Origin of the sequence: Dorea sp. AM58-8 (genome assembly GCF_003464045.1) — a bacterium.
Lineage (GTDB): Bacteria > Bacillota > Clostridia > Lachnospirales > Lachnospiraceae > Claveliimonas > Claveliimonas ammoniilytica.
The window spans coordinates 13,397-37,456 of the sequence record NZ_QSDM01000007.1; the positions used below are offsets into that span (position 1 = coordinate 13,397).

Annotated in this window: 28 protein-coding genes and 2 pseudogenes; 4 read left to right on the top strand and 26 right to left on the bottom strand. The window is 41.1% G+C overall.

Annotated elements, in window-relative coordinates; all coding sequences use genetic code 11:
- Positions 1-121 precede the first annotated feature (121 nt).
- The 3 genes and pseudogenes from DXA18_RS16090 to DXA18_RS06885 all read left to right on the top strand — a co-directional run.
- Positions 122-454: a spore coat associated protein CotJA gene (locus DXA18_RS16090; RefSeq protein WP_243007064.1), complete on the top strand. Its 333-nt coding sequence runs from the start codon at positions 122-124 to the stop codon at positions 452-454.
- Positions 451-723 (top strand): spore coat protein CotJB, encoded by a 273-nt coding sequence (locus tag DXA18_RS06880; protein WP_118383281.1) that lies wholly within the window; start codon positions 451-453, stop codon positions 721-723. Before DXA18_RS16090 ends, DXA18_RS06880 begins: the two co-directional genes overlap by 4 nt.
- A gap of 3 nt (positions 724-726) precedes the next feature.
- Positions 727-1,184: pseudogene (locus DXA18_RS06885) on the top strand (manganese catalase family protein); the annotation flags it as partial.
- A 33-nt stretch (positions 1,185-1,217) separates the two neighbouring features.
- On the opposite strand, the gene DXA18_RS06890 reads toward DXA18_RS06885, so the two are convergent.
- The 4 genes from DXA18_RS06890 to DXA18_RS06900 all read right to left on the bottom strand — a co-directional run bounded on the left by DXA18_RS06890 (position 1,218) and on the right by DXA18_RS06900 (position 4,011).
- On the bottom strand, positions 1,218-2,789 hold the full coding sequence (locus DXA18_RS06890) for a recombinase family protein (RefSeq protein WP_118383282.1): 1,572 nt from the start codon (positions 2,787-2,789) through the stop codon (positions 1,218-1,220).
- Positions 2,790-2,873: 84 nt separating this feature from the next.
- The gene (locus DXA18_RS15790) at positions 2,874-3,017 is read right to left on the bottom strand and encodes a hypothetical protein (protein ID WP_181991584.1); all 144 of its coding nucleotides are present in this window, start codon (positions 3,015-3,017) and stop codon (positions 2,874-2,876) included.
- Between the two features lie 338 nt (positions 3,018-3,355).
- The gene (locus tag DXA18_RS06895; protein ID WP_181991585.1) at positions 3,356-3,592 is read right to left on the bottom strand and encodes a helix-turn-helix domain-containing protein; all 237 of its coding nucleotides are present in this window, start codon (positions 3,590-3,592) and stop codon (positions 3,356-3,358) included.
- Entirely contained in the window at positions 3,592-4,011 is a 420-nt protein-coding gene (locus DXA18_RS06900; protein ID WP_117889335.1) for a sigma factor-like helix-turn-helix DNA-binding protein, read from the bottom strand. Before DXA18_RS06900 ends, DXA18_RS06895 begins: the two co-directional genes overlap by 1 nt.
- A gap of 540 nt (positions 4,012-4,551) precedes the next feature.
- On the opposite strand from DXA18_RS06900, the gene DXA18_RS06905 reads away from it, so the two are divergent.
- The gene (locus DXA18_RS06905; protein ID WP_118383283.1) at positions 4,552-4,908 is read left to right on the top strand and encodes a helix-turn-helix domain-containing protein; all 357 of its coding nucleotides are present in this window, start codon (positions 4,552-4,554) and stop codon (positions 4,906-4,908) included.
- 320 nt (positions 4,909-5,228) lie between these two features.
- Here DXA18_RS06905 and DXA18_RS06910 read toward each other — a convergent pair whose 3' ends face one another.
- From DXA18_RS06910 to DXA18_RS07020, 22 genes and pseudogenes are all read right to left on the bottom strand, one after another.
- Positions 5,229-6,593, bottom strand: a complete 1,365-nt coding sequence (locus tag DXA18_RS06910) for a sensor histidine kinase (RefSeq protein WP_118383284.1) — start codon at positions 6,591-6,593, stop codon at positions 5,229-5,231.
- Entirely contained in the window at positions 6,584-7,243 is a 660-nt protein-coding gene (locus tag DXA18_RS06915; protein ID WP_118383285.1) for a response regulator transcription factor, read from the bottom strand. Before DXA18_RS06915 ends, DXA18_RS06910 begins: the two co-directional genes overlap by 10 nt.
- A gap of 61 nt (positions 7,244-7,304) precedes the next feature.
- Positions 7,305-8,114: a NisI/SpaI family lantibiotic immunity lipoprotein gene (locus tag DXA18_RS06920; RefSeq protein ID WP_118383286.1), complete on the bottom strand. Its 810-nt coding sequence runs from the start codon at positions 8,112-8,114 to the stop codon at positions 7,305-7,307.
- Positions 8,107-8,838: a lantibiotic immunity ABC transporter MutG family permease subunit gene (locus DXA18_RS06925; RefSeq protein ID WP_117889328.1), complete on the bottom strand. Its 732-nt coding sequence runs from the start codon at positions 8,836-8,838 to the stop codon at positions 8,107-8,109. Before DXA18_RS06925 ends, DXA18_RS06920 begins: the two co-directional genes overlap by 8 nt.
- A gap of 5 nt (positions 8,839-8,843) precedes the next feature.
- Positions 8,844-9,563 (bottom strand): lantibiotic immunity ABC transporter MutE/EpiE family permease subunit, encoded by a 720-nt coding sequence (locus DXA18_RS06930; protein ID WP_117889327.1) that lies wholly within the window; start codon positions 9,561-9,563, stop codon positions 8,844-8,846.
- Positions 9,564-9,566: 3 nt separating this feature from the next.
- Positions 9,567-10,268 carry a lantibiotic protection ABC transporter ATP-binding protein gene (locus DXA18_RS06935; RefSeq protein WP_118383287.1) on the bottom strand — a complete coding sequence of 234 codons (702 nt, stop codon included), beginning with the start codon at positions 10,266-10,268 and terminating at the stop codon, positions 9,567-9,569.
- 299 nt (positions 10,269-10,567) lie between these two features.
- The gene (locus tag DXA18_RS06940; protein ID WP_118383288.1) at positions 10,568-11,470 is read right to left on the bottom strand and encodes a conjugal transfer protein; all 903 of its coding nucleotides are present in this window, start codon (positions 11,468-11,470) and stop codon (positions 10,568-10,570) included.
- 14 nt (positions 11,471-11,484) lie between these two features.
- Positions 11,485-12,491 (bottom strand): annotated as a pseudogene (locus DXA18_RS06945) (bifunctional lytic transglycosylase/C40 family peptidase).
- A complete protein-coding gene (locus DXA18_RS06950) occupies positions 12,488-14,638 on the bottom strand; it encodes a CD3337/EF1877 family mobilome membrane protein (RefSeq protein WP_118383289.1) in 2,151 nt (716 codons plus the stop codon). The pseudogene DXA18_RS06945 and the gene DXA18_RS06950 overlap by 4 nt, the downstream one beginning before the upstream one ends.
- Positions 14,635-17,088 (bottom strand): ATP-binding protein, encoded by a 2,454-nt coding sequence (locus tag DXA18_RS06955; RefSeq protein WP_118383290.1) that lies wholly within the window; start codon positions 17,086-17,088, stop codon positions 14,635-14,637. Before DXA18_RS06955 ends, DXA18_RS06950 begins: the two co-directional genes overlap by 4 nt.
- A complete protein-coding gene (locus tag DXA18_RS06960; RefSeq protein WP_118383291.1) occupies positions 17,075-17,464 on the bottom strand; it encodes a conjugal transfer protein in 390 nt (129 codons plus the stop codon). The genes DXA18_RS06955 and DXA18_RS06960 overlap by 14 nt, the downstream gene beginning before the upstream one ends.
- 113 nt (positions 17,465-17,577) lie before the next feature.
- A complete protein-coding gene (locus tag DXA18_RS06970; protein WP_055158607.1) occupies positions 17,578-18,081 on the bottom strand; it encodes an antirestriction protein ArdA in 504 nt (167 codons plus the stop codon).
- A gap of 26 nt (positions 18,082-18,107) precedes the next feature.
- Positions 18,108-18,599, bottom strand: a complete 492-nt coding sequence (locus DXA18_RS06975; protein ID WP_118208032.1) for an antirestriction protein ArdA — start codon at positions 18,597-18,599, stop codon at positions 18,108-18,110.
- 4 nt (positions 18,600-18,603) lie between these two features.
- Positions 18,604-18,825 carry a hypothetical protein gene (locus DXA18_RS06980; protein WP_004844214.1) on the bottom strand — a complete coding sequence of 74 codons (222 nt, stop codon included), beginning with the start codon at positions 18,823-18,825 and terminating at the stop codon, positions 18,604-18,606.
- On the bottom strand, positions 18,822-18,956 hold the full coding sequence (locus DXA18_RS06985) for a DUF3789 domain-containing protein (protein WP_005334887.1): 135 nt from the start codon (positions 18,954-18,956) through the stop codon (positions 18,822-18,824). Before DXA18_RS06985 ends, DXA18_RS06980 begins: the two co-directional genes overlap by 4 nt.
- A 3-nt stretch (positions 18,957-18,959) precedes the next feature.
- A complete protein-coding gene (gene mobT / locus DXA18_RS06990; protein ID WP_118383292.1) occupies positions 18,960-20,192 on the bottom strand; it encodes a MobT family relaxase in 1,233 nt (410 codons plus the stop codon).
- Between the two features lie 158 nt (positions 20,193-20,350).
- On the bottom strand, positions 20,351-21,748 hold the full coding sequence (locus tag DXA18_RS06995; RefSeq protein WP_118383293.1) for an FtsK/SpoIIIE domain-containing protein: 1,398 nt from the start codon (positions 21,746-21,748) through the stop codon (positions 20,351-20,353).
- A 103-nt stretch (positions 21,749-21,851) separates the two neighbouring features.
- Positions 21,852-22,247, bottom strand: a complete 396-nt coding sequence (locus DXA18_RS07000; RefSeq protein WP_004844218.1) for a DUF6483 family protein — start codon at positions 22,245-22,247, stop codon at positions 21,852-21,854.
- Positions 22,248-22,316: 69 nt separating this feature from the next.
- Positions 22,317-22,649 (bottom strand): DUF3784 domain-containing protein, encoded by a 333-nt coding sequence (locus DXA18_RS07005; RefSeq protein ID WP_004844219.1) that lies wholly within the window; start codon positions 22,647-22,649, stop codon positions 22,317-22,319.
- A 54-nt stretch (positions 22,650-22,703) separates the two neighbouring features.
- Complete coding sequence (locus DXA18_RS07010; protein WP_055200574.1) at positions 22,704-23,084, bottom strand: DUF4825 domain-containing protein; 381 nt, start codon at positions 23,082-23,084, stop codon at positions 22,704-22,706.
- A 120-nt stretch (positions 23,085-23,204) separates the two neighbouring features.
- Positions 23,205-23,588, bottom strand: a complete 384-nt coding sequence (locus tag DXA18_RS07015; RefSeq protein ID WP_118383294.1) for a YdcP family protein — start codon at positions 23,586-23,588, stop codon at positions 23,205-23,207.
- Positions 23,589-23,603: 15 nt separating this feature from the next.
- A complete protein-coding gene (locus DXA18_RS07020; protein ID WP_118383295.1) occupies positions 23,604-23,927 on the bottom strand; it encodes a YdcP family protein in 324 nt (107 codons plus the stop codon).
- Positions 23,928-24,060 lie beyond the last annotated feature (133 nt).

The following is a 24,060-nucleotide window of genomic DNA, read 5'->3' on the forward strand; positions in this document are numbered from 1 at the left end:
GACAACAGGTCTGGCGTGTGCCAGGCCTGTTGTTTTAGATATAACAGAGACTTTCATTCACCTTTCATTCGAATTTCCCATAGTATGATACTGTAAATATTCTGAAAGGAGTAAATGAAAAATGCCGAATTACCGTTACCATACACCGGAATCAAACAGGCGTGGTTACTGTGGATGTTCATCCAACATGAACGGATGTAACCAACAGCAGTCAAATGCCCGCCCCCAGCGGGAATCCTGCGAAGTTCCTTACTGCGACTGCGATACTGCCGGCGAAATGTCCTGTGCAGTAAAGGGTCGCTACGATACTTTGGGCGATATGGCAGTTGCCATGGCTTATGTCCCTTGGCAGATGTGGCGAAATATCTTGGATGTAGAGAAAGGTCTCTGCTGTGGAACTATTTTCGAAGACTTAAACAAACCATTCTGTGGAACAGGAGGTGTCCGTAGATGAATGACAATAAGCCTTGCAGACAGGAGTTGATGAATCGAATCAACGCCGCCAGTTTCGCTGTAGACGATGTAAAGTTATTTCTGGATACCCATCCCTGCGACAAGGATGCCATGGAATATTTTGAAAAATATCAGGAAATGCGCAAATGTGCTCTGCACGAATATGCCAAATACTACAGTCCGCTCACCATCGATACTGTGCGCACAGACTCCTGTGAAAACTGGAGTTGGATCGATGAACCGTGGCCATGGCAGGAAGGGGGATGCTAGTATATGTGGAATTATGAGAAACGACTGCAATATCCGGTAAAAATCAGCCAGACTAATCCACAGATGGCACAAGTGATTATCAGTCAGTTTGGTGGACCTGACGGCGAGCTTAGTGCATCTATGCGTTATCTGTCACAGAGATATACCATGCCATATAAAGAAGTAACAGGAATACTCACAGATATTGGAACGGAAGAACTTGCCCATATGGAAATGATCTGCGCCATTGTCTATCAGCTCACCCGTAACCTTACAGTCGAACAGTTAAAGGAATCCGGATTTGACAAATACTATGTGGATCACACACTTGCTCTGTGGCCACAGTCAGCCGGAGGTGTACCATGGAGTGCCACAACTTTCCAGTCCAAAGGTGATCCAATTACCGATCTGCACGAGGATATGGCAGCAGATGGTGCGATTGTGTAAAGACAACATTTAATGTTTTAAAGATAGTTCCCGAACATCTGGCATACTAGTTGCCAGATGTGAGAACCTTAGAAATTCCAATGTATTTCAATAGGTACATTTTTTGTTACAGGGTCTTTTTTTCCAACCAATATGTAATCAATCAGTATTTCAACAATTTCCCTGTCTAAATGTTCAAGATTTGTATATTGCTCTATTAACTGCCGTCGATTGTCACCAGCCTGCATTTTTCTTTCGATAACGTCAAGCTGTTTTTGTGTATCTGCTACCAGCTTTTCAAGCCTTTCTTTTTCTTTTGAGAAGTCTTTGGATAAATCCAGATAATCCGATTCTGAAAGAACACCTTTTACTTTGTCTAAATATAGTTCACGTATTCCTTTTGTATATTCAGAAATCTTTTTTTCATATATGGATATTTCATTTTCAACAGATTTTTTCTGTTCTTGCAAATTATTGTTAAATTGTACTTTTTGTTCAAGCTCATCTTTGTTAAGATATTCTCTGGATAAGCAATTCAATTCATCAATAACTGCTTTTTCCAATTTTGGTATAGAAATAAATGAACCAATGCAAGAATCTTTTGATACATGTCTGCAAGAGCATTTCAAATATCGTCTGCCATCACTCGTTTTACTGGAACGCATTGTATATCCACAATTCATACAACGAGCTTTTCTGGCAAACAATCCAACTGTACCAACAGTAAATGGCTTTGCTTTTTCAGTCACCATAGATTGCACTCTGTCCCATAATTCCCGTTCAATAATTGGTTCGTGTGTTCCCTCAACTCTAATCCACTGGTCTTTTGGTATTGGCTTATTTTGTTTCGTCTTGTACGAAACACTTCCATATTTTCCTTGAACCATATTACCAATATATATTTCATTGACCAACATATCTGATATAGCAAAATATCTCCATAAAGTACTATTCTGGGTTTTAGGTTGCTTATAGCGTAATCCATGAAGTCGTTTATATTCTGTTGGATTTGGGATTCCTCTGTCATTTAATATACGTGCAATCGCTGTCTTTCCATATCCCTGTGAAAATAATGTAAAAACTTCTCTGACGACTTTGGCGGCTTCTTCATCAATAATCAAATGTCCTTTTTGATCGGGGTCTTTTTTGTATCCATATAAAGCAAAAGCTCCGATATGATATCCGTTTTTTCTCCTGTCAGTAAGAACACTTTTAATATTCTCTGACATATCCTCTAAATACCATTCATTTACCAGACCGTTAATCTGTCTTGATTTTTTATTTCCTTTATTTGCGGTATCTGCATTATCAACAATACTGATGAAACGAATACCCCAAAGAGGAAACAAACCGTGTATATATTTTTCCACCAGTTCAAGTTCTCTGGTAAATCTTGATTGTGTCTTACAAAGGACTATATCAAATTTGTGATTTTCTGCATCATCTAACAGTCGATTAAATTCTGGGCGTCGTCTATCAGAGCCGGTATAATCATCATCGCTATATATGTTATAGACTTCCCAGCCTTGCTCCAATGAATATTGGAGTAACATTGACTTTTGATTCTGAATACTGTTACTGTCGTCTGTTTCTGATTGTTTGTTTCTATCTTCTTCTGATAATCGGCAATAAATAGCAACTCTTAATTTTGATGTTGTCATAAGTCTTTCTCCTTTTTCCAGAGAAGACAAAACAAACTATCTCTACATGATGTCATTATAACATCTAGCAGGATAGTTTGTCTATTATCTGGCAGGTGTTGCCTTTCTGTTGCTTTTTTCATATTGGTTGATAAGTTCAACCCATTTCAAAGTAAATGCTGTTGCTAATGCCGTCTTATCACAATTTTTAAAAACATTTTTGCAAACTATATTTGTGTCATTCGCCATTGAATCACCTCACTTGCGTATATTTAAGACTATGCAAAAATGCTTGTTCGTTATGAAAGATTGTTTATATATAATAAGGTAACAATCAGATGGCTCTGGCAAGCTCCACTGGTGTTTCAACCATTCCCATTCCGATGGGCGAACCGTACTTCTACGGGTGTATCATTATTCAGATATACAGGTCTTGGCAATAGCTTTTCCACAAGCTATCCGTGGGACATTGAAATAATCGCTCATCAAATCACCCCTTTCACCGTCATGGCGGTTCAATCCACTGGCTCGTTGTATATCAAACGTATCTGATTGTTATATTCAATTTTCAAGGTGCGATTTTTGCCTTAAACTACCTCAACTTCAAATTTCAAAATCATTTCCATAAGAGCGGTTCTGATTCTGCCTTTGAGTTCTGTGTCAACTGCTATGTAAATATTCCCGTATTCGTCATACAATGGACGTAAGCTGGCTTTGGAAATGTATGCGTCATAATGTTTCAACACTTTTTCTATTGCCTGTACGTCACCATCTGCCGAAAGAGATATAACAGTAAAAGACGGGCATTTGTCTGCGGATTTCATTATTCGTCCTCCTGTAAATACTTTTTGATTTCTTCCAATGAACTTCTACGGTTGCGGAAAGAAGTGCTACGGTCAATCTGTAACAAATCGGCAATTTCAGCGTCCGACATTTCCAGAAAATAAAACATCAGTAAAATATCTAGTTTCTTTTCTGGTAAAATCTTCAATGCGTCTGCTAACTGTTCATTATTAACCTTTACCTTTGTTCCCAATACCTCGAAACAAGAATAATCGCTGTCGTAATCGTCTGTAATACCTACATGATTTAATTCCTGCTCCGGCAATTCAGAGAAAGCTATCTCGTGTGTTGCCCGTCTGGACAGCTCTCTTTGATAATCTTTTACTGTCGTGTCAATAACACGTTTTACAAGACAATCAAATTGAAGTCGAATAGCTGTCTGGAAAGAAGAGGGTTTCATGTTCTCACCCCCTTTCTGGCTAAATTGAAAGGGGATAAGAACTCCTTGTCCCTTTTCGCACTAACACTCGTCTGGCGATTGCGATTTGTTGCACGAAAAGCAAAGAATTTACAAAATTCTTTTAAATAGAAAAAAAGCACTAAGGCAATACAGATGTTGTACTGACTTTGTGCTTTCTGAATATTTCCTATTGTGTGATGTGAAAAACCACATTCAAGGGTGTAATTCGTTACTGCATAAGCTGGAATTTTTTTAGCTGTAAGATAAATAGATATTTACAGTTTTGTTGCAATGCAGTTACCCCCGAGAACCGCAAAACAAAACCTTTTGTTGGAAATAAAAAAGCGGTTTTGACCGCTAAGAAATGAATAAATATTGAGACATTCAAAAAGAACACTACTCATAGCGGTTTTTTTATTAACCTCACAAGTAGTATTTTGTTTTAAAATGCAAAATATGAACTCACGAACCTACATATACGTTTTTCAATACCTGTTGATTTACCAACAGGAACTGTAAAATGTAGTGAGGTGATTACATATGCGTAAAAAAGAAGATAAATACGATTTTAGAGCGTTTGGTCTGGCAATCAAACAAGCTCGGATAAAGCAGGGTCTTACCCGTGAGCAGGTGGGAGCTATGATTGAAATTGACCCACGCTATTTAACAAATATCGAAAACAAAGGACAGCACCCAAGCTTACAGGTGTTTTATGACCTTGTTCATTTACTTAATATATCTGCCGATGAATTTTTCTTACCTGCCTCTGATCTGGTAAAAAGCACCAGAAGACGGCAGTTAGAAAAGCAACTTGATACTATGTCCGAAAAGGACTTAATCATCATTGAAAGTGTTGCTGATGGAATTATTAAGTCAAAGGAAGTGGAGGACGAGTAATCCTCCACCTTGCATATTCAATAAAATAAGCCGATAACCCAAGAAATTCTTAATCTGCGGTGGTCGGGCTTTTTTTTGATAAGCTGAAATGTGTCGTACTTTGTCGATACGCTATATATATCATGGCAACTACCTCCATTAGTCGTCGAAATTTAGGAATGGCGCGTGAAAATACCTCTGCTCTACGATGGCTTTTTTTCTTTTGCCGTTGTCCGGCAGATTGTAGTTCTATTCTTTACCTATATGCTATATGGAAAGTTTGTAGATTTCATAAAGATTTGAAAAAATAATGAGCGATACCGCAGTACCGCCCACTACTTTTAATATGGAATTTTGATAATAACCTGTGCGCCGCCAGTCTTTTTAGAATTGCTTAAAACAAGCTGTCCGCCATGTTGCTTGATAATGCTGCTTGTGATATAAAGTCCCATACCAAAGTGCATATTAGAAGTTCTGTTTTTGTCGCCCATGAAAAACTGTTCCTGTGCATGGTGTAGGGTCTCTGACGTGAAGCCGCTTCCCTCGTCTGTTATGGATATGTGCAAAAAGCAGTCTGTCATTTGCGCTGTTACATAAATTGTCCCCTGTGTTGGAGAGTAGTCTAACGCATTGCTTATCACATTCATAATTGCCCGTTCCAACAGCAACTTATCCGCTTTGAGTGCGCCCAGGTCAGCTCCCGTTTCCATGTGCAGACAAATTCCTTTAGTAAGGCATAAAGAGCTTGCCTGCGTTTCAATCCGTCTCATGTAATCAGCTATATCAAATTTTTCTAAATGAAGCTGATACCCGGCGACTGTCCGGGAAATGTCAATTAACGTCTTAATATAAATGCCTATCTGCTCGGAACTTTCAGTGATGTAACCCGCATATAGACGTTGCTCGTCGTCAAGCTCTGTTTCACTTATCAAATCAATATTTCCTTGAATGACGGTCAAAGGTGTTTTCAAATCATGAGCGAGTGCTGCAATCTGTTCTCTTTGTAATTGTTCCGCGTGCCATTGCTTCTCTAAAGATATTTTCAGATTATCTTTCATATTAGCAAAAGAACAAAGTACATCCTCAAATTCTTTGATTTTTGAATGTCCCACTTCAAAATCAAGATTTTGTCCGGCAACCTGCCTTGTTGCTTCAAAAAGCGGGGAGAGCTGCGCCCGCATATTTTTTGCAAACTTCGCTGTCAATATCACGCATACCGCAATACAGTTGATTGCTATGAGAATATAAAGCAGAATTTCCGGTGAGGGAAAATGTTCATAAAGCCATTCATTTGTAAATTGTGAGCCGATGTAATATTGTAGCACCACATATTCATTTTCGCGGGTCACAAGCAAATACTGTTTGTTGAGGTTTGTATTTATCTTCCCAGATATTGCGTATTCCATAGCCCGGTCTAAATCGTCGCCCTCTAAGGTTGTTTCTGTCACTTGATAATTCTTATCCAGCACCAAATACTTGCAACCCATAGGAAGCTGCACATCTGTCAAATCCGGCGTTGCAGCAATAACAGGAACAAGGTTTTTTGCACTGCGTTCTGAATAATCCGCATAGGTAATAAGTCCCGTACTGGTTCCGGCTAAAATAAGACTGAATGGTATCACCACCGCACCTATTAGCCCAATCAGAAGCATACATAAGAATTTCCAAAAAGACGCTTTCAGTGATGTTGTTTTCTTCATTCCCATTTATACCCAATCCCCCAGACTGTCGCTATCGGCTGAATATCCAGTTTGTTTAATTTTGCCCGGATATTTTTGATATGAGTAGAAATTGTAGAATTATCACTGTCGCCCTCTAAGCTGAAAACCGCTTCGTAAATCTGTTCTTTTGAAAATACCTGTCCTTTGTTCCTTGCAAGATATTCACAAATCAGATATTCGCTTTTGGTTAAGATAACGGGCATGTTATCTACCCGTAATTCTTTTGCAGATAAATCAATTTTTATTCGGTCAAAGGTAAGTGCGGTATGGCGTTCCCTGTGTTCACGCCGTAAGTGAGCGTTTACCCTCGCCCGTAATTCTGCAATTCGGAAAGGTTTTGTCAGATAGTCGTCTGCTCCCAGACCAAGCCCAAATGTGATGTCATGTTCCATTGTCTTTGCAGTCAGAAAAAGAATAGGGTAGTCCACAAGGGAACGGATTTTATCACAATAAGAAAAACCATCTATATCCGGCATCATAATATCCAGTATAATCAAATCGTACCTATTCAGTTTATCAAGTGGCACCTGTGCAGCAGAGGTATAGGCAGTTACGAAATGCCCGTCCTTTTGCAGTCCATTTTTCACAAGCTCTAAAATAGCCTGTTCATCATCAATCATAAGGATCGCTGCCATATTGTTGCCTCCTTTCGTTGTCGTTTTCAGTATAGCACAAGCTACAAGGGCAGGAAAGCTGTCATTGTCGCTTTGCAATATAGTAGTTATCATTTACATTGACCGCAACCGCTTCAGCTTTATCGGTTCCGTAAATCTCATAAATATCTGTGTAAAACCAATTCTCCCGCCCTTGTCCAGCATTTTCCCCGTACCAATCAATCTTGCTTAAATCTTCCTTTGACAAAGGGATTTTCGTTTCTGTATCGAATGTAACACTTTCTGCAAGAATATCAATGTAGCTGCCTAATTCATCATCCGATACCATATCAGACGTTACTTGATAAATCGTCCCCCCACAAAGGAGTTGTGTTGCATTTTCTGGATTGACTTCAAAGCTGCCGTTTATAGATTTTTCTGTTTTCTTAAAATCAAAAACCATATCGTTATCCTTGACATTCTCGCTGATAACAGCTTTATGATACCCACCATTTATATCTACAATCAGATAAGCATCTGCGTTAGGAGCTGCATATACATTGAGGAAAGGAATAATGTAAGCGGCTTCTGGTGCTTTCTCTGCCAAATCCGCTAAAGAATGAAAGGTAGCCGTTTCAACATTTTCTTGCAGCAATATTTTTCCTTTTTCATCTATGGCTGCCAGTTGCCGGATATATCCAATCCATTCTCCAAGCCCACCATTCGATACGGTATCTGCCAAAATCGTGTAATTGTTGCCCTTATAGGAAAATCGTGTTACGTTTTCCGTATCCAGATAACATTGTTCTTTGTCACTGGAATATTCTTTGATTTTATCCTGTAAAGAGCAGCCGGCAAGAGCGGCACAAACAATAAAAGCAAACAGCACAAACATAATCCGTTTTTTATTCATAATTTTTTCGCCCCTCCCAATGAGAAAACCATAGTAAAGTCAATAACACGCCGCCTATTGTTAATGCAGCAATCCATATCCATTCTGTTACATGAACAGAAAGCCCATTGTTCAAAACATCATGCACCCAGTTCATAGACCATGCAAAGGGGATATACCGCCATATTCCTTTTAACTCAATATTACTGTATAGAATACATTGCAGGCTTTCAAATACTCCCAAAAACAATGAGATACCCAGTCCAAACCGAAAGCTAAAGAATAAATGCAGAGCATAAATAATTAAATTGTAAAATGCCATTCCTGCGGCTGCTTTAACTAACATACTCAGTTGTACGGTATCAGCTATTTTTAAAAAATGAACGCCAAGCAGAAAGACAAGAAACAGATAAAACAGCGCAGCTATTCCTGCTCCATATAAAACGACCAATTTTGTCAGCATAACTTTATATCGGTTAGGTACTTCTAGCAATATTTGAAAGTGTGAAGCCTTTTCTTCTAATAAGACATTCAGGCTAACGATAACACTTATCAGCAAAGGAAAAACGGTTGCTGTAATCTCCAATATCATTTTTAACTTTTTGTAATCCGCTGTGCTTCCATATAAGACATAGTAAACAATAAACAGCAATGCCCCAACAACAGGCAGACATAAATGCATCGTCCAAAACGGCGTATGCTTCACTTTTACCAGTTCAGAATGAACCGCTCCAAGAAAGCCCATACTGTTTACCTCCTTTTTGAAAAATCCTTTGCGTCCACAAAAGATAATACAACGAATAAGAATATTGATAGTGCAATAGAGATAAAAACGGTTGTGGAAAAGCCGGGATTTCCTGCAAAAGTTCCGTTTAGGTCAATCCCCATAAGCGGCTCTGCCAGTTTCGCCGCCCAACAATACGGCATGAGCCACCAAACGGCTGTGTTTCCCAACGAGACAGGAAGAAGTATTCCAGGTACGGTATTTAGTATTATCGGCACAAACAGCCCTGTTTTACGCGCAAGATACAAGCATAACGGGATTTGCCAGACGGACGCGAGAGCAATCGCTATGCAACCTGCTATACTCTGTGGGACAGAATATACCGCCGTTTCCGGGGAAATGATATTGCTGCTTGAGATAAGTAATGCTAAAAATATTCCTGCTACAAGCAGCTTTTCAATCAGAATAATTCCTTTTGCCATTTCAAATTTTGAAAGGTTCAAGGGCATAGAAAATACAGAATAATATTTCCCTGCGCTTTCTTCTTTCCGGTGTGATAAGGAACATAAAATTGCGATTGCTCCCGGAAGCAGGAACTCATACCACCAGTAAAGCGTCATATATTGAAAACCGATGAAGCCGCCCACTATCCATGCAAAAATAGCTGTGATAAGTGGAATGATGAAAAGCAGCTTGTTTGATATTGTCCTTTTGAATTTCAAATGTTCTGATTTTAAGTAGTTCATGCCTTACCCCTCCCTGTGGTTATTTTTTACAACGTCCATAAAAAGCTGTTCCAAATTTTCATTCGCATTAAGTTTCCCCTCATAGCCTAAGACACCGCCCGCAATAATGCCGATATGGTCTGCTGTCTGCTGCACCTCGGAAAGAATATGACTGGATAAAATAACGGTAATTCCCTTTGCCGGAAAGGAACGGATAAGCTCCCTAAGTTCTTCAATCCCCACCGGGTCAAGACCGTTTGTAGGCTCGTCAAGAATAAGCAGCTTCGGACTATTTAATAATGCAATCGCAATTCCAAGCCGTTGCTTCATTCCAAGAGAAAACTGTCCGGCTCTTTTTCTGCCTGTTTCTGTCAGCCGGACGATTTGGAGCACTTCCTCAATCTTTTTGTCTGTCAGCCCTAAAAGGGTTGACCTAACTTTCAGATTTTCATAGGCGGTTAAATTCTCATAAAGCGGCGGCATTTCAATCAATGCCCCGATGTGGTTTAAGTCGCTTCTCTGCCATGTGTGACCGTCAAACTCAATGCTTCCAGATGTCGGCTTCAAAATGCCTGTTATCATTTTGAGTGTTGTGGACTTTCCGGCTCCGTTTGCTCCTAACAATCCATAGACAGAGTTTTTTTCAATGTTCAGCGATATGTTATTTACGGCTGTCTGCCCACTGAATGATTTGCAGAGATTTGTTGTTTTCAAAATTATACTCATATTTTGTACTATCCTTTCTTTTGATTATGCTAAAAGGATAGCTGTAAATTTTGAAGATTTCATAAAGAAAATAGAATTTCCCAGAATAATATAATATCCCTTTCTATAAGGTAGAACGATTGAGAGCCACAAAAAGATAATGCATAAACAAAATTTTTTCAAAAAACATAATGACAAACTGTCTAATTTATTTCTCTCATAAGATAAAAACAATTATAACGCGCTAAAAGTATTACTGCAAAATATCCGGCAAAAAATAAATAGGACTTACACTTCAAAATGCAAGCCCTAATCTTATGCTATCCTACAATCTTCCAGTTATCGTCCTTATGAAGCACAAGCTCATACTGCGAAATTTGCGTCATTTTCGACTTGTTATCCAGATATTTCACAGACACACTGACCTTGAGGTTATCGCCATCTTTGGTAAAGACAGGATTTACCAGTTCTGAAAATACATAATCGCCGGATACAGGAGCAAGCACACCGTCTTTGACATAGTAGGCAAGTTCTTTCTCCGTAGCGGTAGGGTACAGTTTGAAGAATGTTTCCAAGAAAGCGGTAGCGTCCTTAACTGTGTCAGAGCTAACACTGACATCTGCTTCCTGTGCTTTTGGCTCATACTTTGATTTCTGTACTGCCGGAGCAAGGGTAGGATTTTGGGTAATGACCATTGCACCGTCCTTATCCACATGAACCGTCACCGTGTAGTTTTCTACAACTGCCTGTGTCTGTTCTCCCTCTTTTACCTGCTGATCTACTTCGTAGTCAACGGTAAAATCGTCCGTCCCAGACTGTTCCACATTCCAGACCAGCACATTTGTAACAGTGGCACTGGTTGGTATATCTGTTCGGATAGTATCGGCGTTCAAATCCTGCAATTCTTTGGTCAGATATTTACTGATTTCTGTTGTCCTTGCTTCAATCGCTTCCTTGCTGGTATCCCATGTGTAGTAGGCTTTCGCAAAGTTCTTGACAAAATTTTCAATCCCGTTGGTGTCGTTCAACTTTAACTGAATGATTTCTTTTTCGTGCACTGTGTGGGTATCAATGGCGGTAAAGTTCTTGTACACGCCAAAACTGGTGCTTGCAAGAAGTACCGCCCACAAAAGCAGGACAGATTTCTTGTGTGTCCCGACTTTCATGGTACGCACTTTCTTTTCTTTGGGTTCTTTCATTGTTTTTTCTTTCTTCTTAAACATATTTCAAGTCCTTTCTATTGCTTAATTCTTCCGGCACAAATGATGTGCTGTTGCCAGTAGGCAGAGGTCAAATCGGTATAGCCGATTGGATTTCCGGCATGATACATCTGATTGTTTCCCACATAGATTCCTACATGGGTTACATAGTCGCTGGTATTGTAGGTGGAATGGAAAAAGACCAAATCGCCAGCCTGTGCCTGTGACAACGGGATATGCTGGGTTGCGTCATACTGTGCCTGTGCGGTTCGTGGCAGGCTGATTCCGGCTTTTCCGTAGCACCACTGGGTAAGACCAGAACAGTCAAAAGAGGTGTTTGGGTTACTGCCACCATAGACATATTTCCAGCCTTGATACTTCAACGCTTCATTCATAACCGCCTGTACCGTTTCGTTACTGAACTGCTTCACGGTCAGATATTGGTTGACCAGCTCCACATAGAACATATTCCCGTAGTTATAACGCCAGCCACCATTTTTGCTGACTGCTATCGGGTTCGTATAGGTCACTTTTGTACCGCCGGATTTATTCTTTGCGAAATTCTCTGCAAGATTGAGCTGTGCTTTTTCCCGTTCTTCGCCACATAGTCTGCATAGCCACCACCATAGTTATAAGACTGAATGACCACGTTAATGTCATTCATGCCTTTTGCTTTACAGGAAGAAAGCAGGGACGCAAAATATTTACACCCCTGCTTAATGGATTCTTCTGTACTTAGTGAGTTTGGCGGTAGTCCCAGACTTTCGCTGGACTGCATGACATCGGTAGCCGTACCGCCACTTTCTACCTGTATGATGGCAAGCAGGACGTTCACATACTCCGTGATACCGCTTTCTCTGGCGTATTTTTCTATCATCGGCTGATGTTTGAGGACATCGGCTGACAGGTTCATGCCAGAGTAGACAGTTGAATAACTGTTGGAACTGTCGTCATCTTCGCCGGAAATCAGTATCCCGAAAAAGAGGACGATGGAGAAAAGGACAGGAAATATCGTACCTATGATAAGGATACGCTTTAATCTCATTTCTTTCGTCCTTTCTCTGGTTGCTTCGTAACAGTCTTACGATTTTGTTTTTGGTTGACCTGTGTTTTCTGTACCGTAGATTTCTTATGATTGCTGATGGATTCTGCTACGTTTGGCTGGTTCGCTCTGGCAACAGATTTAACCTGCTGTTCCTGTCTGATATTGGTTCGGACGGTTTCTTTTCCAGCCTTGATTTCTGCATTTTTTATCACAGGAGAAGTAGCAGGACGTTTCATATCCGGCTTCGTAACTATATCGGTCTGTGCTGGTTTTGGAACAGGTGTGGCAACAGGGCGTTCATGGCTTCTGGTAGCTCCGGCTGTCGCTGATCCATTCGCATGAACGGTCTGTCTTGCTTCCTGTGCTTTCTGTAATTCCTGCTTTTTCTGTGAGATATTTTCCCTGTGCAGGTTGCGTTTCTGTGTACGCTGTTCCTGTCGGTTTTCCCGTTCTTCCACAACGCCACGCTTAAAGTCCGATACATTATCCTTTGCTTTCTGTTTCGCAGAATGGACAGCATAACCAGCCTGTGTCGGCAAATCTTTCACATTTTCTTTCAGAGAAGAAGCACCGTCACGGACTTTATTTTTCGTATCCATCACAGCACCTACCGCAGAACCGACACGGCTTCCCATTGAAACATCATTATTCCTTTGTGGTCTGGCTGGCGTTTTTTTATGAGTAGAACGAGAGTGATTATAAGCAGAACCAGCGACTGAACCAGCACCAGCTCCGACCATACTTCCTGTACCCACAGCCCTTGCAATTCGTCGTTCCATACGTCTTGCCCTATGTCGCATGAACACCATCGGTCTACGGAATATCCGGCGACCTATCTGCTGGCTGTCATTGGCATTCAGGCTGAACATACTCATTAGTTCTCCGAGCTTCATGTAGATTCCGGCAAAACAGATTATCTGCAAAAATGCCACCATAAAGAACGGATAGTCTGTTGAGATATTGTAGAACATACTGGAAATCGAAAATGCCACGGTCACAATCAGTGTGATTCCGGCTCTTGTCATAATGGCATTGAACACACGGACAACTGCCTGTTTCGCCATGTTCTCATAGGTCGGTATCATGGACAGTAAAAAACTGACAGGTAAAAATATGGCATATATGATAAAGAGTATCTGGGAAAACAACATCATACCGGTAAGCAGAAAGATAAAAATAGTAATGCCAAGATTGAAGATAAGCAGGAAGAACACCATGCCGAGACGGTTGACGACCTGTGGAATGGTAAGGTTGTCATTGTCGTTATCCTCAATCTCTGTTTTCACAACATTTTCCCTTGTTTCCCCATCTTCGTCTGATGGGCTGGCAGAAATCAGAGCTTCCACACGGTCAGCTCCGATTTCTTCGGTATCACTGTTTCCGAACTGCAATAACAGCCACGGTTTTTCTACCTGTATCGCAAACAGGCTGTCACGGATAAGGTCTACGCTGTCCTTTCCCTTGCTGTCAGAATCGTGAAGCATGATTTTTGTCCCCAAATCCAGAGAAGCGGTGCTGATGTCCGAACTGAAATCATTGATTTTCTGGATATAGTTGGGAGCATAAGCAATAAAGGACGCAGACACAATGAACACCACCACAAAGTTGATAACAGCGTGAAGTGCCTTGCTGGTTTCCCGTTTGAGAAGCCCTGTATAGGCAGTGTAAACACCTACAATCAGAATGATAATGAGCAGGAATCCCACATAGAATCCACTGCTGGAAAATCCGTTTTCGGTCACTCCGGCAAGTGTCTGAATACTTTTCCCAATACTATCTGCCATGTCATTGATGAAGTCCAGCTTATACGCCTGTTGCACCACATACCCTGTGGCATTGCTAAGATACAGGCTGATTGTCCAGACAAAATTTGTGATACAGTAAAGCCCGTACTGTACCGATTTTCCAATGCCGTCCAGCCAGTTCCACGGAAGCCAAGACCAGCTATTGTCCACATAGAAATCAAGCTGATAGTTGGAAAGCGGATACTTTGAATACAGGTTGTCAGCATTGACCGTATCATCGACCAGTCCAGACGCATGAGCTACCGTCCCAAGCAGGGATAGCAGTACCAGCGTGACGGTCACGGCAAGCAGAATCAGTTTCAGTACATGGAATACCTTTTCTTTTGTGACAGATTTCATCATTCCAAATCCACCTCACTTTTTATCGGCGGTCTGGTATCAAAAGCATGGAGCAGTTCTACAAAGACAGGGTGTATCTGTACTACACCGACACGCCCATATAAATCCTGCATTAAACATTGTCCGTTCTCCAAGTCCCTCAACCGTTTCTGGTTGTTTTCATCTTCGCTGTCCAGTCCGAAAAACTCTAAGGTCTGCTTGATTTCGTTGGTATCTGTGGAACGGAACGCAAATTTTAAGCCGATGTTATTTTTCAGACTTTCTTTTGATACGTCCCCAGAGGACTGCGTGACAAAATATACTCCGGCGTTCATGGCTCTACCAGCACGCACCAGTTTATTTGATAAAGTTTCGCCCTGTGCCACATTTAAGAACGCCCATGCTTCATCAAGGTCTACAATCTTAAAAATGCTTCGGTCTGAATTGATAAAGTCTAAGGCAAAGGTAGATATTACAATCAACATTGCCACCGATAATAATTCAATGGTCGTGTATTCGTCAAAAGTAGTATCTTTATCCGGCAGAACCAAATCCGCAACCTGTATGATATTGAGCTGGTTATCCAGACTGATAGTATTTTTCGCTGTTCCGTCTGAAAAGAGCAGGTGTGCAAAATCATAATTTGTAAAACTGTCAATATGATTTGCGATATGGTTTGCAATAGGCGTATTTTCTTTCCGTAATTCTGTGATAACATTTAGCAATCCTCTGTGTTCACTTTCTGATACTTTGCTGATTGCACTGATAAGCACAGGGAACTTGTCTCCATCACGGGTTGAGATACCTGTTAAAAATGTTAAAATTTCTTTTGCCAGTGTAGCTCCGTCCTCTTTATCTTTCATAATTACAAACGGGTCAAGAAGCCCTGCATTTTCCTTGTCGCTGGTGAGATTTACAATGTTGATTTCCTCTGCAATCTCCGGTAGGGTTGCTTTCCAGTTGCCACGTTCACTTTTGGGGTCAAGGATAACTGTCTGTCCCCCGAACAGAACGGAATAATATACAAGCAGGTTATTACAGAATGATTTTCCACCGCCAAGCGAACCGACAAAGGCTGACGCTAACGCATTTGTGACCGTACCTTTTACTCCTTGACTGGCAAGGGACGGTTGCAGGTAAACATTTCTTCCTGTATCCACAGAATATCCGATATAAATTCCTGTATTTTCTCCCAACATCTGGGTAGCTCCAAAACCAAGTCCGGCTAAAAAATCGGATTTCACATACTGGATATAATCATTGATATAACGCTTGCTGGCTGGAAGAAACTCTCCATGCAGTCCCATCATATCTCCGGCAGGACGTACCAGCTTCACGTTCAAATCATCGTAAAAGTCCTTGACTTCATCACAACGGCGTTTCAGTTCGTCAAGATCGGGTGCAGACACCCGTATGACGTAACTTAACTTGTACATACTTTCCTTGCTCTGGTCTAAATCTGTTTCCAGTTCATCGACACTGTCTAAGGCTTCCACCACATTTGAACTTGTTTCATTTCCGGCTTGATAGGCGTGATTGTCCAAGTCCTTTAATTCCTTTTTCTTGTTGCGGACAGTGGTTAAGGCTTTCTTATTCCCGACAATCTCAACATTCATAGACGTATCCACAGGGAATGTGAACTGCTGTTGCTGGAAATAAAAGATTTCCGATGATGGGAAGTCCAGCTCCCCGACAATGGCATTGACCGTAAAGTAGGATACATAGCTTTCGCTGTCCTCATGTTCCAGACGCAAATATCGCTGGCTTTCTTCCACCACACAACGGGTAGGACGGATAAGGTCATAATACTTAATCAGTGTTTCTCTTTTTAATTTTCTTTTTGGCAGAGGATACACATAATCTTCATAGGCTATCCCGTCCCTGCCGTAGAGATGTTCCATCAGATAGGCAAAGTCTTTGGCTTCCAGTCGGCGGATTTTGAACCTACGGGAGATTTTGTTTTCCAGCAGTTTTTCCATCTTCACATAACGGTTGATTTCATCATTGCTCATGGAAACAAAGTCATTCATCAGCGTGTGCCTTACCTCATTCAAAAACTCACGGAATGTCAGAAATACCGATTTTTTGATGTTCTTCAGATTGACTTCGTCCTCTGTGACCATGAGCTTGAATCCCAGAAAGAAACGGTAATCCACTTGATTGTCGCCTATCATAGACACAAGGGCTTCGGTCTGGTCGTCTATTTTCTGATAGGCGATTTCCTTTAATTTCCCCGTTACCAGCTTCTTTGACTGTTCCTGTATGCTTCGGATTGAACTTTCAGTTGCAATCTGTAACGCATGAATCTTTCCCTCACGGGACTGTGCGATAAGCTGACGGAAGCTGTCATGCACAAGGTATTTCTGTTCTGGGGATAAGAACGAATAATTGTAAGGTATCAGCTCATAGTAGGCAAACACCTCATTGTCCTTATTCCAGACAAGGTTGTTGTCGATATATTTAATCGGGAACATAGGTCACACTCCTTACTGCCGTGATAAATTCCTCAAATTTCTGCTTATGTAGGTTCACGGCTTTTCCGGCATAAGTCACTTTGGGACGCAGGGCATACAGAACCATCGTCTTGATGTAACTGTATGGCTTTTTCCCGTCAAAGGTTTTCTGTGACATAAACCATGTAAGGGCAACGGGAATCCCGAAATATTTTAAAAATGCTCCCTCAATCATGGAAAGTGGCGGTACATCTGCAAACAGAATGATGATAAATTCCGCCAGCACGAACCATGTAATCTGGGTAAAGGTTACAGGGAATGGCAGGTTTACATCATTGATGGCATACAGTACCTTTTCCACGTTCCAGATACTTGTATAACTTCGGATTTTCTTCACTTGTAAATGCTCCTTTCTTCATTTTCCTAACAACAGGGACAGCCGGATTTCCCAGACTGCCCCCAAGAGAAAAGCTGACAGTAGCACCAGTGGCGGTGCTGATCTGCCAGCCCTTAACGCAGTACCTCACAGATACCAGCGTTTGTTGCAATAAATGTCCCCTCTATATCGAGGTCACGCCCGTAGGCTTCGTAGTCAATATAATTCTGTAAAGAGGACGGGATTTCTCCGAGTACCTGTTCTTCATCAATCAGATAGTAGGCTAAATCGGTCATCGTTTCACAGCCGGAATACAGAATGATGTCGTCCTTATGCTCCACCAGTTCTTCCAGACTTCCATAATAGGATACGAAACTGTCCAAGTCGTCCAGCAGGTAATCTGGTAATTCTTCCAACTGCTCATAAATACGGTTCAGTTCTTCGATGGAAGTATATTCGCTAATCTCCATCGGGAAGTTGTCCGTATCGTGGATTGCGTATTCTTCGTACTCTGCATTTAAGCCGATACGTTCTGCAATCACTTCTTCGTCCAACGGAAAAGAGAACCAGTCCCCGACCAGTTCTCCCTCATTGTACTTGCCAAGATTGGCTATATAGACTTGCATATCATCAATCATAAGCGGTCACTTCCTTTCGGTGTCTATCAGAGCTTGAACATACCGTTTTCACTGACAGCATAACGTCCTGTTTCTTCCAGCTCCTGTGCATAGGCTTCCAGATTAAAGTATTTTTTCCCTTTTTCGGAGAGGGCAGAAAATTCAATGTTGTGTTCCAGTCGGTAACGGGCAACGTCCATGATATTGTGACACTCTGGATAAAACCGAAATTCTTCTGATTTCTGCAATAAATCCTCAACACCACCACAATAGGAAATCAAGTCATTGTATGCCTGTTGAACTTCTGGCGGTAACTCCATGTAAGCAAAGTACAGCTTATTCAATCGTCTGACGCTGGTTGTTCTTACAATATCGCCAGCAAAAGGGAGTTTCATATCTATAATCTGATAATCGCCACTGTCGGCTTCCACACCGAGCAGGTCACGGAACAGCTCATAATCAATGGGGAGATTGAACCAGCGAGAGGTTTTATCCTCTGCTGGCAAGGTGCTTTCTATCAATACGCTACATTCTTCCATAGGCTTACGCTCCAATAATCTTATTGAATAACTGTAACAATACGTCTTTTACGCCGGACGCATTGAATACAAGACCAACGGCTACTAAGGCAACTACCAAGAATCCGATGAGTTTGGAAAACTCACGTTTGAATCCCAAGTAGATACCGATAACCACAATCGCCATAAGCACAAGGCTCTGTGCGTTGCTTAAAAACCAGTTATAAAGGTTCTGTCCAAAATTCATGCTTTCTTTTCTCCTTTCAGTTCCATCATTTTTCTGTCAGACTGTCTGCCAGCCTGTAAAATACACATGGCAATCACGCCAGCCGTTCCCCCTAAAGAGAAGAACAGGAAATCAAATAATAATCGTTGCATTTTTCAATTCTCCTTTTCTAAAATCACATCTTCGGTAGCTGTGGTCTGTTGTTCGATTATCTTGTAGTGCTTTTCCGTCAGTTTCGTGGATTTACGGATTTCTTTCAGATAATCAATCCCTGTTTTTTCTGTGATTGTTTCCAGCATTTTGAGTGTCGGGTCAACCTGCCGTTGAATCCAGCGTAGGGTTCTGTCCAGTGTGTAAGGTTCAGGTTTTGTCGTGAGCTTTAACGGCTCTCTGCTTTCCCCGATGAACCACGCCCAGCGGACAGATAATTTCCAGTCGCTCCGTTTCTTGTCTGCTTCCTTATCCACAAAGCGTACATAACGGTTGATAATAGAAAATGCCGTCCGTTCAGCGTCATAGTAAGTCAGCAGGTCACGGACGGCATAATAAGCACGTTCATTTTTCAATCGTATTTCAAATCTGTTTTTTATTGGTGCTTCCTCTATGGGAATCCCAAGTTTGATGTACTGTTCATAGCTTTTTTCATAGACACAGAAGTACACCTCACTTTTTAATGAGCCGATATACAGGGTGTAGCCCATACCAGCTTTGTCCTGTTCCTCATGCTTGACCAGTTCGCCGGAAGCATAGGACTTAAAGGAACGGAACACCGATACACATTCTTCGTTTTGGCATTTTTCGGTCAGCTCTGGAATATCTAACATTCCTGTATGGTCATTGATGGCAAGGTCAAGACGTTTCATCACACCGCCGTCCACCAGTGCGTCCATAAGGAAGTCATACCAGCTCCGTTCCTGTGCCAGCAGATAGCTTTCAAACTGGCGACAGCCTTTTCCTTTCAGTTCCAGCAGGACACCTTTTTCTTCATCGGGAGAAGTATATACGAAAATATCTCCGATGTAGTAGTGTTCTGTATAACTGTAATGCCCGAAGTCCTCATGTATCATGTACTGAATATTGAGCTGTAAAATATCTTTGATGATATGTCCAATATCCAGTGTCGGAAACCGTATCCTCACATAATCAAACAGCATGGTAAGCGGTGCTTCTGGATTGAATTTTTCCAGAGCTTCCAAAAGTTTTACTTTCATTTCTTCTGTGACCGCTACCTTGCCGGATTCGATACGGCTTAAATGTTCACGGCTGATTCCAGCCATGACCGCAAGTTTCGTCTGGGATACACCGTACTGCAAACGTTTGTCTGCAAAATCCTGTATCCACTCTGTATCATTCAGTGCGATACCCCCTTTACGAAAAAAATGTGACATTTTTCATCTGATGTCACAGCAATGAAAAAAGCTACCAAACACTTAATTTTAGCCAAGAATTGGTAACTTTTGTGTATGTTTCCTTGTGATTTGTGCCCCTCTGTTAGATACCGAGGGGCTTGAATATTGCTGGCGTGGCTACCGCCACACCAGCAAGGCTAGTCCGTACCTGTGGCTTTCGCTCCGCACGCCACCTGTCCGTCCTGCCTTATGTGTGCAAGTTTCCCAATCGTACCTAAGAAATCATAGCCTTTGGGTACAAGGGGAGTGTAAAATTCAGATATGACGCTTGTTCCCACATCGCAATATCCACGCCCTTTGATTCGCTTCTGGAAAAACTGTTTTTTTACATCACTTCCAAAGAGCATACCGTAACCGAGTTCACTCATGCGACCAAGTCCCACACGGAAGTTGAAATTATCTCTGATACCGTCCCCGAAATACTTTGCGTCTGGACGCTGGCAAGCTACAATCAGAAAGTATCCAGCCTGCCTGCCGAGCATGACGATTTTCTTTAGCTGGCTTAACAGGGCGGTGCTTTCTTTTGTCGTGAGCATTTCTAGGAAAGCCACGTATTCATCAAAGATAAGGAACTGTGGAGCAAGCCCCAGATAGGCATAGTTTTCCCCTGTACGGTAGTTCGGGTGCAGTTTCATTTCTTCCGAGCGTGTGACCATGCCCTCATAAAAGGCATTGACGCAGTCAATCATATCGTCTTTCGTGTGGTAGACATTTCCCATGACCGTTCCCAAGTCTGCAAGGTCAGCGTTCTTCGGGTCAAGAATGTATAAATCCGCATCGGTTCTTAGCAGGGCTTCAATGATGGTCAGCAGAAAATAGGTCTTTCCACCACCTGTACCACCGCAGATAAGGGCATGGGGAAGTGAATCGTATTCCCACACCAGATTTTTCATTAACCGCAGACCGCCGTTTTCGGCAATCACTTCATCAATCGAAATACGGTTCGCTATCATATCATAGAGCAGGGTGTATTCGATGTATCCGTCATGCAGTGTCTTGTCGGTCAGCTCACAGTACAGCCCCGATTCCAGTTTATCCTCTAAGGACAGGAGCTGTTCTTGATATTTTCCCATTGTGATTTCACAGCAGATATGAAGCAGTCCCTTTTCCATCTGGTAATAAATCTTTGGAAACCACACGATTTTTTCTCTTGATCTGCTTTGCAGGTCAGTGAAAAAAACGCTGTCTTTGGTGTTTTCTGCTTCATACCACTTATTTTCCAGCACCATACGAGCCAGCTTTTGTCTGTGTAGCAACCGCTTGATACGGTCATATCCGTAACGGTAGTAGAGAAAAGCGACCAATGCACAAACACCAGTCGCTATCAGAACCGTAATGGAATTGTAGGCAGTCCAAGTAATTCCGACATGGAGCAGGTTAAAATCTTTCCAATCGGTAACAAGAAGCTGTTGCAGGTTCAGTAGCAGGAACACCGCAACGAACAGGAGTAACAGCCAGCCGATACAGAAATGATAGACCAGTGATTTATCACTGGCACGAATCCTGTTACCTTTAGATTTTTTCCATACTTTCATATAAACTCCTTTCTTTGGACGTAAGAAAAGCAGTCAATCATGTAGACTAACTGCTTTGTGAATATAAATATAAAATTATAAAGGCTGAATTTTTAATTCTGTATTACTCATCATATTTGAGCAAATAAAGCAAATCTCTATATCCCGATTTCATAAGTAATTGTTTGAAACCAGAAAGCACTTCTTCTTTTGTATAATTGTTGTTTTCCAAAAACTGATTATCTTTTTCACTAAGGTACTGATAAAAAAGAGCCACCGCCATTACTTCGTTTTTGTTTGTATAGTCAATGCTATCTAAAAGTATGTTCTCTGCTTCGTTAATCTGTCCTAAATCAATCATATTAAGAAAATTTTTCAAATTTTTTCCCGATACTTCATACTTGTTTTCTTTTTCAAGTTCAACAGAAACATACTTTTTCCCAAAGGCTAATGAAAATAATACTCTTACCATTTCTTTTATCATTCGCATGATGTAATCTTTTTCATCGGTAAAATTCATTTTCCCATCTCCTTAAATGTTGGTTTAATTGTTTGGGACATATAAGCTAACTTATAAAACTGGAAGTTGTTACTTTCTGCATACCGTGTTCCCTAAAATGATAATTACCACGACATCAACCAAAATAATCCCCAATGCAATATATACAAAAAATGCAGGTAAAATATTTTCCAATAACACCATAGTTAATGCAAGAATTGCGATAATGGACATTCCAAATCCCATTGTCCTACATAACTTCTTTTCATCGTATTTTTCCTTTTCTTCTTTTGAAGCTGTATTATATCCAGAAATAAACCAACTTCCGTGTCCAGAAAGTAAAATTATAGAAAGTACAGCAAATATCACAAAGACAATCCACACTATCACATCAGAACCTGTTGCTAAATCTGCTAATTTCATATAAATACACCTCCTAAAATTCCTATTTTCTTAATTCTATAAAGAACAATCACTCTACCGTTCATACGATGCAATAATTTCTTTGCTATCTGCTGTTTTATAATCAAGTGTTCCTAAATTACCAATTAAATCAAATGTCATATCTGCATTAACCTGTAATTCATCTTCAAGCATAGACGCAGATGGTTCAGCTTTTAGAAAAACTGTTAATCCATAAGGTTTTGTTTCAGACTGTATCTCTATGCTGTCATAAGAGTAGCCCTCTGGATAATCCTGTTTACTTACAATATTTATAACATTTGAAGAATCGCCCACATAATCTGTCTTATATTGTGATAAATCAGGAATTTCATACAATGTTTCCTTTCTGCCACATGCAGACAGTGAAATTATTAACATGACAATCGGAATAATTGCAAGTATTTTTCTCTTCATAAAACCTCTCCTTTCCAAGCCTAAATTTAAATATGAACAATCAACTAGACACATCAATATGATTATATATATTATATCAATTATATCTGACCAGTACAATGAAAATCATAGGTTACAGACTTATTTCTTCGGCGGTTGCTGTGGGGCATTGTTCTGTAGATTTCCGGCATGAGCATCTTTGTTCTTTAGAAGAATATCGTCTGCCTTTACATACCAGTCCACATCTGCACCACGGTAATTCGCATTGGCTACCGTGTCTGCAACAGGATTGATAAGTTCCACTTCGGCGTTGTAGCCATAATCTTTTAACGGCACAGTCGCCGGAACAGATACCTGTATCATGCGTCCCTGTGTGTTGCATTTCAAATCGTAGGTGCGTTCCTTAATTTCTTCACTGACCGTTCCATCTTCATTCTGTACATGAACCTCACGGCGTAATGCGGAGAACTTCAACACTCCGAAAGTCTTTTCTTTATCAATGACGATTCCATTTGCTAATCTCATAATCTGAATACCCCCTTATTTACTTTCCACTGGTAACATATCGTCTGCAAGTAAGATGTAATTGACAAATCCACGTTCCCCGATTTTATAGCCATCGGTAGTGATTCGTGGATTGATAAGTTTTACTTTCTGCTCCGGCAAGAAATGTTTTTCGCCAGCTTTGGCAGGAAGTGTCACAACTACATCATCAGCTCTCTGCACATCGGAATACAGGTTGTAGCTTCTGGTAATGATAGCCATACGCCCGTTGATTCTCTGCTGTTCCGTAGTATTTTCTCCGGCAAACTCCAAGTTCCCGAATGTCTTTTCCATGTTTGGTACGACAAATCTTAATTCCATAAATGATTGACCTCTTTTCTTTCTGTTTTAGTTTCTTTCCTGCTGTACTTTGTGGGGAGATACACTCCCCACGCCCCTAGTGGACTTCACGCTCCCGTAAATCAGAGCTTCACGGGAGCGTGAAGTTACAAAA